Origin of the sequence: Rheinheimera sp., assembly GCF_036782235.1 — a bacterium.
In the GTDB taxonomy this organism is placed as follows: Bacteria; Pseudomonadota; Gammaproteobacteria; order Enterobacterales; family Alteromonadaceae; genus Pararheinheimera.
The window spans coordinates 42990-56369 of sequence record NZ_DAIPZL010000004.1 but is presented as its reverse complement, the minus strand read 5'-3'; the positions used below and the strand labels follow the sequence as shown (position 1 = coordinate 56369).

Here is a 13380-nt window from a genome sequence, read left to right as displayed (position 1 = left end):
TTATGGCTGCCAGTTGTAGCTGATTTGTAAGGTCAGGCTGCGGCCTTCCAGCAGGAAATCATTGCTGATTGCAGTACTGCTGGGCTCATAGGCTTTTTTATTCAGCAGATTGCGAATAGCAGTTTTTACTTGCCATGAACTTTGATCAGGCTGGTAATTGAGCGACAGATTCCACAGTTGATAATCGGCCAGCGGTGCACGGTTGTCATTGGCGGCGCGTTGGCGGTCTGCTATCCAGTGGGCCCAACCCGACACTTGCCAGTTGCTGTTAATGTCGTAATACAACCGCAACGAGGCCGATTGTCCGGGCGCATTGGCAACCTGAAAATCAGTGGCCCTGTTGGTCGTGTCCTGATAAGCAAAGTTAAAGTCGGCACGCCAGTGTGCCGCCGGGCGCCAGTTCCATTCAAACTCGGCACCCTGGCCGTCCAGGTTATACAGGTTGGCAGTTTGTAATGAAGATGTCCCGGGCACTGCTGTTTTGTCGATTAAATCCTTGGCCCTGTACTGATAAAGGTTAAATACCAGGTGATTGTCAAAGTTGATTTGGTAATCAAACACCAATTCAACGGTATCTATGGTTTCCGGATCCAGATCGGGGTTACCCAGCGCTGACGGGTTATTTTGTAAAAACAATTCGTTAAAAGAAGGGGCCCTAAAAGCGCTGCCATACAGCAGTTTAGTGGTCAGATTATGCGCTGTGTCCCACACCACAGCGAGGCGTGGGTTCACAGTGCTGCCAAAGTCGGAAAAGTGGTCGTAGCGGACACCATAAGTGAAGGCCCAGTCGGCCGCAATCTGCCAGATGTCCTGCACACTCAGATGCACATTGGTGCGGCTGACCGGTTTGACATAGATATAGTCAGTACCTGTGACATCCGTCAGTTGACCGTCGATTTGCGCCACTGTGCCATCAATCACACCTGGGCCAAAGTTTTTGAGTTCTCTGGGGCTGAGTTTTTGTTCAAAGGCGCCAAACTCCAGGCGCAGTTCATGCTCGTTCACGCCCTGATAGTTCAGGATACTGTTAAAACGGCTATCCTGATGGTTGCTGCGCGGACTGCCGATATAACCCTCAGTAAAGGTAACCCGCCCGACCGGCCTGGTAAAATTGGCATTGCCATCGGCGCCGATGGGGAGGCGGGTTCCGGCCGGAAACAACACAAAATAAGTTTCGCTACGAGCATCGAGATACGACAAATCATTGGTCCAGGACAAAGTGTCATTGAGCTGATGCACATGGCTGAGTTTAGTGCGGTAATCGCGGAATTTTTGGTAGCCATCGGGGTCCAGCGCCTGAGCGCCGCCAGGACCAAGACCACCATCTCGTTGCTGCCACCACCAGTGCTCCCAGGTAAACCCCTGATATTGCAAAGTGGCGTGTGCATTCAGAATATCGTAGCGGGTTGCCAGTGCGCCGGGCGCTCTTGATGCTTTGGTGCCAAAAATGCGGTCAAATACAGTTTGCTGGTCAGCGCTGACCACCCGATCGCTATCTCCATCCGATTGCTGATGTTCCAGCGCAAAACCCAGCGCCAGCTCTTGCCAGTTTCCACCCGTTTGCAGCCACAAATCGCGGCTGCCAAAACTGCCAATACGCGCGCCCGCGCTATTGGCGCTGGAGCTCAGGTTTTTGGTCACTATATTAATCACACCGGAATAAGCATCAGCACCATAGACTGCAGTGCCGGGGCCGCGGATCACTTCAATACGCTCAATCAGATTGGCCGGAAAACGAAAGGTATAAGGTAAGCCGCCGGAAAAACTATTTTTAAATTCGGTGCCGTTGAGCAGCACCAGCACCTGAGGGTTAAAGCCGGTTTGAATGCCGCGGATGGAATAAACCGAGTCCAGCCGGCTGATGGTCGAAGGCGCAACATGTAAACCCGGTACCATTTCCAGCACTTCATCAAGATGGCTGGCTCCGCTGCGGGCAATGTCTTCGGCCGTGATTAAAGTGGTCACTGCCGGTGCTTTATCAATACGTTTGCTGGTACCGGTGGCAATGCTCACCATGTCCAGTTCACCATAAAAATCGGCAACTTCTTCTTCGATGGTGTTTTGCCGCGCAGCCCAACTAGCCGCGCTATGCAATGATGCCAGCAGCAGGATAGCACGAACAAACGGATTAAATTTCATACGCAGTGATCTCCAACGTGACATTTGCTCAAATTACCTGCCCGGCGTTTCTACAACATAGCAGTATTTTGTATAGAAGCTATTGATTTTTATGCAGTTAAGTTTTTAATATCGGAACGTATACCACAAATTCCGAGCCCACCCCGGGCTTGCTTGAGACCTGAATTTTGCCATTCATCAGGCGGACAAATTGTTGGGTAATGGCGAGTCCGAGACCGGTTCCGCCGCTCTGTCTGCTTTGACTGCCATCAGCCTGATAAAAGGGAGTAAAAATTTTATTCAGCTCTGCCTCTGTCATGCCGATTCCGGTGTCGGCAATGCTGAATTCACAGCCTGTTTCCTGATAGCGCACTGTTAAGTTAATAATGCCGCCCCGGGTAAATTTGCAGGCGTTGCTCAGTAAATTCACCAGAATTTGTAACAGTTTTTCACCATCCAGATAGAGTTCCGGCGAGTGTTCCGGCAGCTGCAGTTGTAGCTGGTTTTGCTGTAATAAAGGACGGATCAGTTCCACCGCCTGGGTCACTACCGAATTCAGCCGGACAAAACTACAATGCAGTTCCATTTTTCCCGCTTCTATTTTTGCTAAATCAAGCAGGCTGTTGATCATTTTGAGCAGGTTCTCAGCATTCTGTTGCGCCCGGTTTAAGTCGGTGGTTAAGTCGGCATATTCACTAAATTCCAGCTGCTCGTTCACCAAATCGATATAGCCAATCACCGATTGCAGCGGGGTGCGCAGTTCGTGGCTGATATTGGCCAGAAATTCGGATTTGTGGCGACTAGCCGTTAATGCCGCATCGCGGGCTGTCGTTAGTTCTCTGGTGCGGATTTGCACCAGAGATTCTAATTTTTGTTGGTGTAGTTTCAGTGCTTCGTCGCGTTCAGCAATGGCGGCGGCCATCTGCTGATAAGACTGGCTGATGTCCTGGATCTCAGAGCTGCCGGCCAAGACAGGTTCAGTGGCTTGCTGTAAAAAGTCTTCACTTTTCATCCGTTCAGACAATTGATGCAGTGGCTGGGTAATTTTTTGCAACCAGTTGCTGATAAACAAAAAGATACTGACCACTGCCACAGAGAGTACCAGCAAACTTAACATCATCAGGTCGCGGTTTTGTTGTTGCAGCCGCTCTTTGCTAAAGACCAGCAGCGCATAACCCAGGTTTTGCATCTTGGCAGTGTCCAACGACAATTCCGATTCGCTGTGCTCTGCCTGCGACTGCACAAGCACTGGCGCAGCCAGATAGATATATTGCTCGTTTTGCCAGATCAACATCTGGTCAGAGTGGTTGGTTAAATTGTCACGAAACTGACGTGCATGGATGTCATCACCACGCCAGACCAGCATGGCTTTTTCATTGCTCCACAGGCCTGCACCAATTAAATCAGGAAAGGCCTGCATTTGTTGCAGTACTGAATCGGCATTTTCCGCACTGGCGGTTAACAGCGCTAAGACCGATTGTTGTGAAAAGGACAAAGCCAGCTGCTGGGCATTGGACAACATCTGCTGATTGCTGGAACGGGAAGTTAGGGCAATCAGCAGGATCCCAAGAGTGGCAACCAGCACAAACAGGCTGGGAAGCAACAGATTAAGGAGTTGGCGCTTCAGTGTTGGAGTGTTTTTTATTGCCATCTTATTGTTTAATTATTTGAATATAATGGCAATTTGTCGCAATACTTCCGGTTTGTATTCCATGCCAAGGTGTGCGGCCGTGCGTAGATTGACTGCCAGCTGAACTTGTTGCAGTGGTATTACGGTAGCTGCGATTTTTGTCTGGTGCAACTGTTCAACCATCAACACCAGCTCGCGACCCAGCTCAAAATGATCCGGAAAAGTGGAAAATAATACGCCTCTTTTGGCATGTTCAGGTTTACTGGAAAACAACACTATATTGCGCTCCCAGGCGACTTCCAGAACTTTTGGCAAAATGACCTGTTCGTTGACTGACACCGGGTCGAGCGGCAACCAGACTGCCGTGGTTTTGGCATCGATGTTTTGCCATAACTCCTGGTATTGCCTGACCGCATCTTTGAGATCTGTCACCTTTTGCGCAATAACTTCAATGCCTTGTTGCTGGCCCTGTTCTATTGCAATTTGAATGAGCCAGCGGCTTGATTCGGAATACAACACATGGACTTTATCAATAGCAGGCGCCAGCATTTTTAACGAGCTGAATAACACTTTGGGATCGGTCAGTAAACTAATGCCAGCCAGACCAGCCGGCTGAATGGGCAGGGCGCCGACCACTACACTATTGCTGCTGTGAATTTGTTGGGCCACCTGATAACCACTTTTACCAAGCGCAATCACCATGGTATTGCTGTCGACACGCAGATCTTTAGCCAGCTGCGGCAACGAAGTGGCAGCGTCTAGTTGTTGCAGACGCATTTCACCCTGATGCTGATGTTCAATGCCGCGGATGATTTGTTTAAAAATGTCGTCATAAGGTGCTTTAACCTGAGGGTACAGCACTGTTAAAGGTGCAGCTGCCCATGCTGGCCATGCGGTCATTATCCACAGCAAAAAACAGCAGAAGATGACGGGGCTGAGGCGCATGGACATCCTTATTTACAAGCCGGGCCTGACTGCATTGGTTGCCCATGCAGTTGTGGCATAAAAAGCCAAACCATAGTGGTACAAATTATAACCATTTGTCAAAAAAGCAAATTCCACTTGATTGACGCCGGTCAAACACAGTTGTGGTATTCAGACCTGAGCAAATGGTCTGACTGTGACAGATAACCATAACATTGCCGGCTGCATTCGCACAGCCCCTCTTGGCGGCTGGTTGGTAATTCAGGGGATCAGCCAGAACTTCAGCCCCTGTTGTTGTAAAAAAGCTTCAGCGCCTTCGCCTTGCAACAGTGCTGTGGTGGCTAATAAACCAGCCATCACACAGCTTGGCGCTGACACTGTCACAGAGCGGGGTGCATTGGGTACTGGCCAGCCGGTTTTGGGATTCAGAATATGGCTGTAGCGGATGCCGTCTTTTTGTAAAAAACGCCTGGCGTCGCCGCTGGTGGCCAAAGCGCCGGCGGTAAGCGCCACTAACATAGCGGGTTCGTCTGGTTTGCTCGGATGTTCAATGCCGATGCGCCAGGGCTGCTGGTCAGCTTTGCGGCGCACTGCCAGCATATCGCCACCAAAATTCACCACCATGGCCGTGCCTTGTGCTTTGCTGGCATCTGCCAGTAGCTGCGCTACTTTATCCACCGCATATTCTTTGGCGATACCGCCTAAATCCAGCTCCATACCCTGCGGCAGCCAGAGCTGGTGGTCGGCAAATTTCAGTTGGTCAAAACCAACCAAAGGCAATAAAGCTGTAACAGCGGCAGCAGTGGGGATTTGGTCTGAACCGTCAAAACGCCAGACTTTTCGCAGCACACCCGAGGTAATGTCAAATAAACCGTCGGACAGCTGATAACAGGTGTTGGCAAACTGCAGCAAAGCAGCGGTTTCGTTATCCAGCTGTTGCCAGCATGCAGTGTGTTGATTGAGCTGGCTTAACACCGAATCAGCTTGATAACGGCTGTATTTTTGTTCAATACGCCAGGCCTCATTAGCCGCCAGTTGGGTGAGTTCAGCCGCTTGTTGTTCAGTAACAGCTTCAAGCAGAATTTCGCAGGGGCTTGCCATAGCGCGGAATTTGCCCAGCCAGCCGTAAGGGGTGGCTTCCAGGGTGATGGTCGTTGCTGCGGCGGTAAATGTCATGGGGTTATCCAAGTAAAATCAGCAGTTTAACAAAGCTTATTGCAACAATACTGCAGGTTGGATGTTTTTGGTAAAAAAGCGGGCTCTTTGCTGGCCCGCTTGTACAAAGGATAACGGCACAAACGGATAACGGCGCAAGGAGTGCTGATCCCTGCTGTTGTCAGCTCAGGGGGAATGCGCCATAACTGTGCCTGAGCAGCAGCTATGGCCATGCCATTAAAACGAGTAGCTGACCTGCAACATCACCGCTTTAACGTCACCAAACAGCTCCAGATCTTTCAGTGCGCCCGGCAGTTCCACACCCGGGTTATTCGGGTTTTGCTGGTAGTATTCCAACCGCACGGCAAAATCATGGCCGCCATCCAGCACTGTGCCCACTTTGGCACCCAGAGTGTAAGCATCCATCTGGCCAATACGGTAGTCGGCGCTGGCAAAAGCCGGTAGCGGCATCCCTTCACTTAAAAACGGCTGATAAAACTCTGCTTCATCCTGGGTGTAATACCGGGCGTGTGGTTCTATATACCAGTTACCCGCTACCGGGAAACGCCAGCGTGCATCAGCAGTATGGGAATTCAGGCTCCAGTCGTCCCACATATAACGGTAGGACAAATCGAGATAACTGCCGCTTAAGTGCCATTTATTCTGCCAGTACAAACTCTGTTTGGTGCGCGCATCTGGCCTTTGTTCGTACAGGTTTTGCTGGGTGATGCCGTTACTGTTTACCACACTCAGAACTTTAAATGGGTCAGACAAATATCCGTCGGCTTTGGCAATTGAATAATTCAGTTGCATCAGCCAGTTGGGGTTGATCACCTGAGTGACGCCAAACAGCAGCTCGGCCGTGGTTTTGGTATCGCTGTCGGTGCGGCGGCTGCCATCAAAGGCCTGCTGATAAGCCCCTTCACTGGCAAAATTGCTGCGAAACAGCATAGGAGTAAAAGCTGACGGAATGCCACCTTCCGGGTTAATGCTGTCGTGGCTCAGGGCAGTGCCCACAGATAAAGTTGTGTTTTTATGGTTAAAGTCGCGGCTGATATTGCCGTTGATGCCCAAAGATAAATAGTCATATTCTTTGGAAAAATGGCCGCCCACTGTACCCCGGTAATTGCTGGTGAGCGGCTGTTCCCAGCTGGCGTCAAGCTGCACCCTGGTGTCGCGGAAAGTGTCATCCAAAGGTGTAGCACCTGCGGCTGTGGTATAACTGCCGGCACCGGATGGCCGGGTAAAAGTCTGGGCGTCAGGCTGAGCCACAGCACCAGTGGCTGAAGCGCCGGTCAGGCTGTCGAGTACCAGGTTTAAATTCAGAAATTTATCGTCACCAAAGTCACCGCGTGCACTTAAAATGGCTTCGGCCGCTTTGACTCTGTCGGTTTCGCCGTAATACAGCAGCGCTGAATTAAACTGCCAGCCTTCGATTAAAGCACTGGCCTGGCTGTTGGTATTGCTGTCGGCAGCGATAGCATTGGCAGACAACAAAGTGCAGGTGGCTGCTGCTAAAGCAGCGCTGATACTGCCGGTTTTGCTTAATTGCATCCACAACCTCCGCCTGCAAAACTACGGCCGCCACTGGAGCCTTCTTTACTGAAATAAATGTGATCATCTAACGCATTGTCGAGACCTGCTGAATTGAGCTGCATCTCTTTTTTGGCCAAGGTGCCGCGTTGCCAGGGTTTAACTGTGTCGAGGCTGGCGCAGGCGGCCAGTTGTGACAACGCCAAGGCGGTGATTAATACCCTGATTTTGTTATTCATTTTGTGCCCTCTTGCAGCAACTGCTGAATTTCGTGTTCGTAATCTGTGGTTTTAGCGGTAAAAAAGCCGGCGTGGCTAAAGCGGATCTGGCCTGTTCTGTCGAGAACAATGCTGGTGGGCATGCCTTGCAATTGATAGTGCGAAGCCAGCTCGCCTTGTGGGTCAAAAACCAGAGAAAATTGGGCAGGGTACTTTTGCAAAAACTGCATGGCGTCAGCGTGTTCTTCATCTTCATTCACGGCGATGATCACTAAACCCTGGTCGCGGTATTTTTGCTGCATCTGATTTAGCCAGGGAAAAGACTGGCGGCAAGGGCCACACCAGGATGCCCAAAAGTCCAGTAACACCACTTTGCCCTGGTATTGCGACAGGTTCAGCGCTTGGGCTGGTGTTGGGGCAGTTTCGCTGGCAATAGTGGAAAAACAGAATAAAAACAAAAAGCTGTACAGCAGTTTCATGGAGACTCCTTCTTGATATAGCAGGAGCTTAAAAGGCTTTACTTAAGACAGTCTTAAGACTGAGGGAATGTGCTGCTGAGGTTCAACCTTTGGCTGGTTAAAGGTGACGACCCGGCAAAAACACTGGAACTGCAGCAGGGGCAAACAGACTGGCACCTACTCAGTGGCAACCAACGCTATAGCTGGTTGCCCGCTGAAACTGCCATAGGTATGAAAGGAATTAAGGTGTTGCAGTCACGTCCTGGATAGTGACGGAACCACGCAAGCGGCGCTCTGTTGGCTCCAACAGCTTCACCACTTTGACCGCCTGCTCAGCACGGGCAAAGTCCATCAGCGGCTGGCCGTTACACACCACTTTTTCCACCACCGCTTTGCGCTGAATACGGTGTTCTTTCATCGTTTTTAATAAAGCCAGCTTATCGTCAGCCTGGGTATTCAGGCAAATTTGCCGGGCTGTGTCTTCGGCGTAAGTAAAGCTGCCGGCACTGGCTGTTGCCGGTTGTTGCAAACTCAGGGTGAATAAAGCGCTGGTGATCAATAAAGCAGTTTTCATGGTCAGTTTCCTTGTGTTTCATTGGTGGTATGGCTTGTTGTCAAACGGGCTTGAACCTTGCCATAACGATATTTTGTGCTGAACAGCGTGGAAATAACCGCAGGATGTGGTTAGCGGAAGCTACTTTGGGGCCAAGTGATAACAGGTAGAAAAGCAGGGATAAAGCAGCAGTGTGGAATAGGCAAGAGCCTTGTGAAACCGGGCCCTTGCCGCCATTTGTTACTGTGGATTTAGTTATTCTCCAGCAGATCACCAGTATCGATTGGGCCTGAGGCCACCGGCAGCACTGTGCTGCCCAAATGACGCTGGTAGTGGTTAAAGTTGGCGGGCAAGCCTTCCACATGCAAACCGGCGCCGCTGCGCAGTTCATAATGCGGATGGGGGTTGTTGGAACTGCCGGAGTTGCCCATGCTTGCCAGCATCTGGCCTGCGGTCACTTTGTCGCCGGGTTTGACCAGCAGGCTACCCCGTTGCAAATGACCCAACAGACTAAATTCTCCATTGCCGTGGTCAATCAAGATATAGTTGCCATAAAAGTGCATCGCATCGGTTTTTACCTGCTCTGGCCGGAAAAAACTTGAACCTCCTCGGATGTTATCCGGCACATTGCCAACGGCTTGCGCCACTACGCCATCACCAGCAGCATATACTGGCGCATTCCAGGCATACCAATCTTCATTGCGCTCGCCTGTGCCGCGAAACAGCGCAAAGTTGTGATCGGTGCTGTTTAAATCCAGGCTAAAACGCATAAAATTTTGCGTCAGACCAAGCTCGGTTGCCGCCGGATGTTCGGTATTCAGCCGGCGGTGATGGGCATAATAATCATGACCGTCGTGCACCATCATTTTGCCTTTGAGTGGCAATAACAACCGAGTTTTACTCTGATACAGTCTGGGTTCTATTGTGATGCTGGCTGTGGTTTCAGGGGCTGCATTGACAATACTAAGGCTGAAAACAAACTGCAGCCGGTGTAATTCAACATCGGGCCTGAAACTGTGAAAAGGGTTAAATACCAGGCTGCGACTGCCTGGTGCCAGTACCCGGCCCGGTAGCGTTTCAATACTGGGGGCAAAACCATTGCTGTCGATACTGCGACGCAGCACCAGTTTGTTGTTGCTGTCGTAGGCTTTCAATTCAATGCTGTCGATGCCAACCGGTGTTGTTCCCTGATTCTCCAGCAAAAAATCGAAATTCAGTGCTTGATGGTGTTCGGCCGCTTCCAGCCAGATTTGTTGTGGCAAAGCACTGATGTTGACGGGACCTGCAATCTCTGATTGTTGGTTCAGCGGGTAAAGATAAAACCAGCTGGCGCCAAATAACGCCGCCAAGGCAATTAGGCATAGCAGTGTGCGGTGCTTGAAGCTAGATAGGGTCATAGGATCAGAGTCTGTTGTATTTGCGTCAGCAGACTCTAACACGGCGATGAGGAAAGCAGCAGCACAGGCAACAGCTGCTTACAATTGACGCTGTTAACACTCAGAGAGCTGCTTGCTCCAGTTTTGTTTATAACGCCTCGATGCATTGATCACTTTGCCGTCGGATAAGGTGAACTGATAGTCGTTGTTATGCGGCTGCACTTTATGCACATGGTGTAAATTGACCAGAGTAGACCGATGTACCTGCACAAAATGGCCGGGCAGGCGCTGCAGCAGCTCTTTGAGCGTTTCGCGGATCACCAGGCTTTCGCTTAAGGTTTGAATACACATATAGTTGCCGGCCGCTTCAATCAACACTATGTCAATGTCTTCGAGCAGCAGGGTGGAAGCGCCGGTACGAAACGACAGTTTATGATTGGTGCTGGGCGGCAGTTCAGGTTGTTTATCCAGCGCGGTGCGGGCGTCCAGCAGGCATTGTGCTAACCGCTGGCGCGACACAGGTTTGAGTAAATAATCAAAAGCAAAATGTTCAAAAGCGGAAAACGCATATTGTTCATAAGCCGTCACCAGTATCAATAAAGGCGCCGCCATGGCCGAGGCTTTATTCAGCTGCTTTAAAATATCGATGCCTTTTAACCCCGGCATCTGAATATCCAGAAACACCAGATCGACTTCATGCTGATGTTGTTGCAGGTATTGCAGCGTGTCGTCGCCGTTGTCAAAACAAGCTTTGATGTTCAGGTTGGGATAATTGGCCAGCTTGGCTTTCAGATTGCTGATGGCCAGGGGTTCATCATCGGCGATCACCAGATTAATGGTCGACATATAAAGACTCCAGAGGTAAACAGAGTTCAGTGTAAAAAACACCGGCTGATAACTTCAGTTGCAGCCTGGCTTTTTGCCCAAACATTAAATCCAGCCGCTCTGCCAGCTGACTGAGGCTTGCTGGCCATACCGTGGCTTCGGCGTTGTCCTGCTCCGGTTGTGGCACCCGGCATAAAATAATTTTCAGTTGCTTGTCGTCACATTGCAACTGAATGTCCAGCTGCACTGGCCCTGAGACTTCCGCCACTGTGTACAACACGGCATTTTCGGCCAAAGGTTGTAATAACAAGGGGGGGATTTGCAGTTTGGGCAAAGGTTGGAGCTGCCAGTTCAGCACCAGCCGTTCGCCAAAACGTAGTTGCTGAATGGCCAGATAAGCTGACAATGCGTCGAGTTCCTGTGGCAACGGTATTAGTTTGTCGTCTTTGTTTTTCAGTGAATGGCGCAGGAAAGTGGACAAATGCTGGATCAGCTCTTCAGCCTGTAATCCCTGACGGCTGACAATCAGTGAATTGAGGGCATTTAAGGTATTAAACATAAAATGTGGGTTGAGCTGATAACGCAGCACCTTCAAACGCGCCGCTCTGGCCTGATTTAACAGCGCCTGCTGGGCAATAAACTCCCGTTGATACAACTGATTGGCTTTGATCAGCATATAAACCGCTGCCCAGCCGGCCAAAGGCAGCAATATCAGTTGTGAGGTGCCAATCAGCATGTCAAACCAGGTCATCACTTTTCTGTTGTCCAGCGCATAAAGTTCCAGCAGGCGCTGGCGCAGCGGTAACAGCAAAAAAAACAGCGGGATTAACCAATACAGCAGGCGTTTGAGTTGTTGTGTCAGGCTAAAACCAGCCATCAGGTAATGCTGACCCAGCAAGCCTGTGACCAATAACGCCAGGCTAGTGACAGTGCTATAGCTCAGCAGAAAAGGCCAGGCCTGGTCACCCTGCCTTGGCACCAGCACAGCAATATGGGTAAATTTTAGCAGCAGATAAAACAGCCAGTACAGCAGGTGAAAATACCAGAATCTGTGTTGGGGTTGGGTAGACCAAAGTGTCATAGTTATCCTCTTTAGCCTTGCCACGGCAAACAGATATTGACCTGAAAACCAGTGGGGAGCGCTTTGATCACCAGGCTGGCTTTGTCACCAAAATGCTGTTGCAAACGGTTTTTGATATTGGCAAGACCCACACCTGAACTGTGGTTTTGGTCCTGATGCAAACTGCAGCCTGGGCCATCGTCGGTGACTGCCAGTAACAGCTGTTCGTTCTGATGGCTGCCCTGAATACGGATAGTTGCGCCCTGCGAGCGGCCGGCCACCGCGTATTTCACAGCGTTTTCCACCAAAGGCTGTAACAACAAAGCCGGGATCCGTTGTGCTTTCAGGCTGTCGTCAACTTCCCAAATGACCTTGAGTTTGTCGCCAAAACGGGTTTTTTGTAAGGTGAGATAAGCTTCTATTGCTGCCAGCTCGTCGGCCAGTTGCACCAGGCTTTGCGGGGATTTACTTAACGAATAGCGTAAAAAAGTGGCCAGCTGTTCTGACATCAGTTCAGCGTCTTCATAACGTTCAGCTTCGAGCAAAGCACAAACTGAATTCAGCGCATTAAAGGTAAAATGGGGATTAAGCTGGTGCTGCAGCGCCTGTAATTCCAGCTGCTGAATGTTCTGATGCAATTGTGCCGATTGGCGCAGCTGTTGCTGTTGCTGCTGATAACGCCAGAAGGTCAGATAACACATGACCCAGATAAACAGTGGCAGACTGGTGGTATCCAGCTGATTTAACAGCATGGCGGCTTTAAACTTTTCTTCATCCATCAGTACCATCCAGCTCAGATTGCTGACCGGGGCGTATAAACACAACATCACAAAAGCGGCCAGCACCACCTGCAATTGCGGTAACTGACGGGAAAACGACCAGTTGATAAAACGTTGGGAAATAGCAATTTCGAGCACCAGCAACAACAACCGGGCAATCACATAAGGCAGGTGAAACTCATATTCTTCATAACTCAGCAGCATCAGCAAGCCATTCAGACCATCAAAGGCCACCAATGCCAACCAATAATACAGGTTGTAGCGAAGTAACTGACGTAGTTCAAGATTTGGCATGGGGTGTTATCCATATGAAGCTCGCCAGAGTATAAAGACAAGTTTGCAGTTGTGCTGCTATCAGCTTGATAAAAGGATGAAAATACGGGACGGTTTTTGCAGAGGGAGGATCCGAAGTTACATAGACTGTCGCACTTGAAAGTGCTGGAACGGTTTGTGGGGGGCTTAGGCACATAACTAAATGAAATTAGGTGTTTTGTGTCATTTTTATTTGCATTTAATTAACGCTTTGGGTACATTTCAAGCGAAGCGACTTGATGCATTATTAATGTTCACGAAAGTTAGTTTATCTAAGTTGTGGAATTTTATTAAATATTAGAGGGAACTATGAGCTTTTTAAGCTTGTTACTTATGGGTGTGCTTACATCTTTTTCATTTTAAACTAAATCTGAAGACTCGTTGAATGTTGTAGTTTGTGATGGCTGCACGTATAACCAATACAAGACAAAAGTTTTGG

12 protein-coding genes are annotated in these 13380 nt (G+C 49.8%); all 12 read right to left on the bottom strand.

The features are described 5' to 3' along the window. The 12 genes from V7P87_RS06020 to V7P87_RS05965 all read right to left on the bottom strand — a co-directional run bounded on the left by V7P87_RS06020 (position 1) and on the right by V7P87_RS05965 (position 12923). Positions 1-2139, bottom strand: a complete 2139-nt coding sequence (locus V7P87_RS06020) for a TonB-dependent receptor plug domain-containing protein (protein ID WP_333796623.1) — start codon at positions 2137-2139, stop codon at positions 1-3. 97 nt (positions 2140-2236) lie between these two features. Then, positions 2237-3640, bottom strand: coding sequence for a sensor histidine kinase (locus tag V7P87_RS06015; protein ID WP_333796622.1), 1404 nt, complete (start codon positions 3638-3640; stop codon positions 2237-2239). Positions 3641-3781: 141 nt separating this feature from the next. Continuing rightward, positions 3782-4648 carry an ABC transporter substrate-binding protein gene (locus V7P87_RS06010; RefSeq protein WP_333796621.1) on the bottom strand — a complete coding sequence of 289 codons (867 nt, stop codon included), beginning with the start codon at positions 4646-4648 and terminating at the stop codon, positions 3782-3784. Between the two features lie 285 nt (positions 4649-4933). Further along, on the bottom strand, positions 4934-5848 hold the full coding sequence (locus V7P87_RS06005; RefSeq protein ID WP_333796620.1) for an FAD:protein FMN transferase: 915 nt from the start codon (positions 5846-5848) through the stop codon (positions 4934-4936). 216 nt (positions 5849-6064) lie between these two features. After that, positions 6065-7381 carry a DUF3570 domain-containing protein gene (locus V7P87_RS06000; RefSeq protein ID WP_333796619.1) on the bottom strand — a complete coding sequence of 439 codons (1317 nt, stop codon included), beginning with the start codon at positions 7379-7381 and terminating at the stop codon, positions 6065-6067. Continuing rightward, the gene (locus V7P87_RS05995; protein WP_333796618.1) at positions 7372-7599 is read right to left on the bottom strand and encodes a DUF4266 domain-containing protein; all 228 of its coding nucleotides are present in this window, start codon (positions 7597-7599) and stop codon (positions 7372-7374) included. Before V7P87_RS05995 ends, V7P87_RS06000 begins: the two co-directional genes overlap by 10 nt. After that, positions 7596-8057 carry a TlpA disulfide reductase family protein gene (locus V7P87_RS05990; RefSeq protein ID WP_333796617.1) on the bottom strand — a complete coding sequence of 154 codons (462 nt, stop codon included), beginning with the start codon at positions 8055-8057 and terminating at the stop codon, positions 7596-7598. The genes V7P87_RS05995 and V7P87_RS05990 overlap by 4 nt, the downstream gene beginning before the upstream one ends. A 220-nt stretch (positions 8058-8277) precedes the next feature. Continuing rightward, positions 8278-8610, bottom strand: coding sequence for a DUF3718 domain-containing protein (locus tag V7P87_RS05985; protein WP_333796616.1), 333 nt, complete (start codon positions 8608-8610; stop codon positions 8278-8280). Positions 8611-8840: 230 nt separating this feature from the next. Continuing rightward, entirely contained in the window at positions 8841-9938 is a 1098-nt protein-coding gene (locus V7P87_RS05980) for a M23 family metallopeptidase (RefSeq protein ID WP_333796615.1), read from the bottom strand. A gap of 141 nt (positions 9939-10079) precedes the next feature. Next, positions 10080-10811: a LytR/AlgR family response regulator transcription factor gene (locus V7P87_RS05975; RefSeq protein ID WP_333796614.1), complete on the bottom strand. Its 732-nt coding sequence runs from the start codon at positions 10809-10811 to the stop codon at positions 10080-10082. Then, complete coding sequence (locus V7P87_RS05970) at positions 10798-11871, bottom strand: sensor histidine kinase (RefSeq protein WP_333796613.1); 1074 nt, start codon at positions 11869-11871, stop codon at positions 10798-10800. Before V7P87_RS05970 ends, V7P87_RS05975 begins: the two co-directional genes overlap by 14 nt. Before the next feature lie 11 nt (positions 11872-11882). Next, positions 11883-12923, bottom strand: coding sequence for a sensor histidine kinase (locus V7P87_RS05965; protein WP_333796612.1), 1041 nt, complete (start codon positions 12921-12923; stop codon positions 11883-11885). Positions 12924-13380 lie beyond the last annotated feature (457 nt).

Coding starts and splice junctions, on each gene's coding strand:
- V7P87_RS06020 (WP_333796623.1), bottom strand. CDS start 2,139: ATGAAATTTAATCCGTTTGTTCGTGCTATCCTGCTGCTGGCATCATTG.
- V7P87_RS06015 (WP_333796622.1), bottom strand. CDS start 3,640: ATGTTGTCCAATGCCCAGCAGCTGGCTTTGTCCTTTTCACAACAATCG.
- V7P87_RS06010 (WP_333796621.1), bottom strand. CDS start 4,648: ATGACCGCATGGCCAGCATGGGCAGCTGCACCTTTAACAGTGCTGTAC.
- V7P87_RS06005 (WP_333796620.1), bottom strand. CDS start 5,848: ATGACATTTACCGCCGCAGCAACGACCATCACCCTGGAAGCCACCCCT.
- V7P87_RS06000 (WP_333796619.1), bottom strand. CDS start 7,381: ATGCAATTAAGCAAAACCGGCAGTATCAGCGCTGCTTTAGCAGCAGCC.
- V7P87_RS05995 (WP_333796618.1), bottom strand. CDS start 7,599: ATGAATAACAAAATCAGGGTATTAATCACCGCCTTGGCGTTGTCACAA.
- V7P87_RS05990 (WP_333796617.1), bottom strand. CDS start 8,057: ATGAAACTGCTGTACAGCTTTTTGTTTTTATTCTGTTTTTCCACTATT.
- V7P87_RS05985 (WP_333796616.1), bottom strand. CDS start 8,610: ATGAAAACTGCTTTATTGATCACCAGCGCTTTATTCACCCTGAGTTTG.
- V7P87_RS05975 (WP_333796614.1), bottom strand. CDS start 10,811: ATGTCGACCATTAATCTGGTGATCGCCGATGATGAACCCCTGGCCATC.
- V7P87_RS05970 (WP_333796613.1), bottom strand. CDS start 11,871: ATGACACTTTGGTCTACCCAACCCCAACACAGATTCTGGTATTTTCAC.
- V7P87_RS05965 (WP_333796612.1), bottom strand. CDS start 12,923: ATGCCAAATCTTGAACTACGTCAGTTACTTCGCTACAACCTGTATTAT.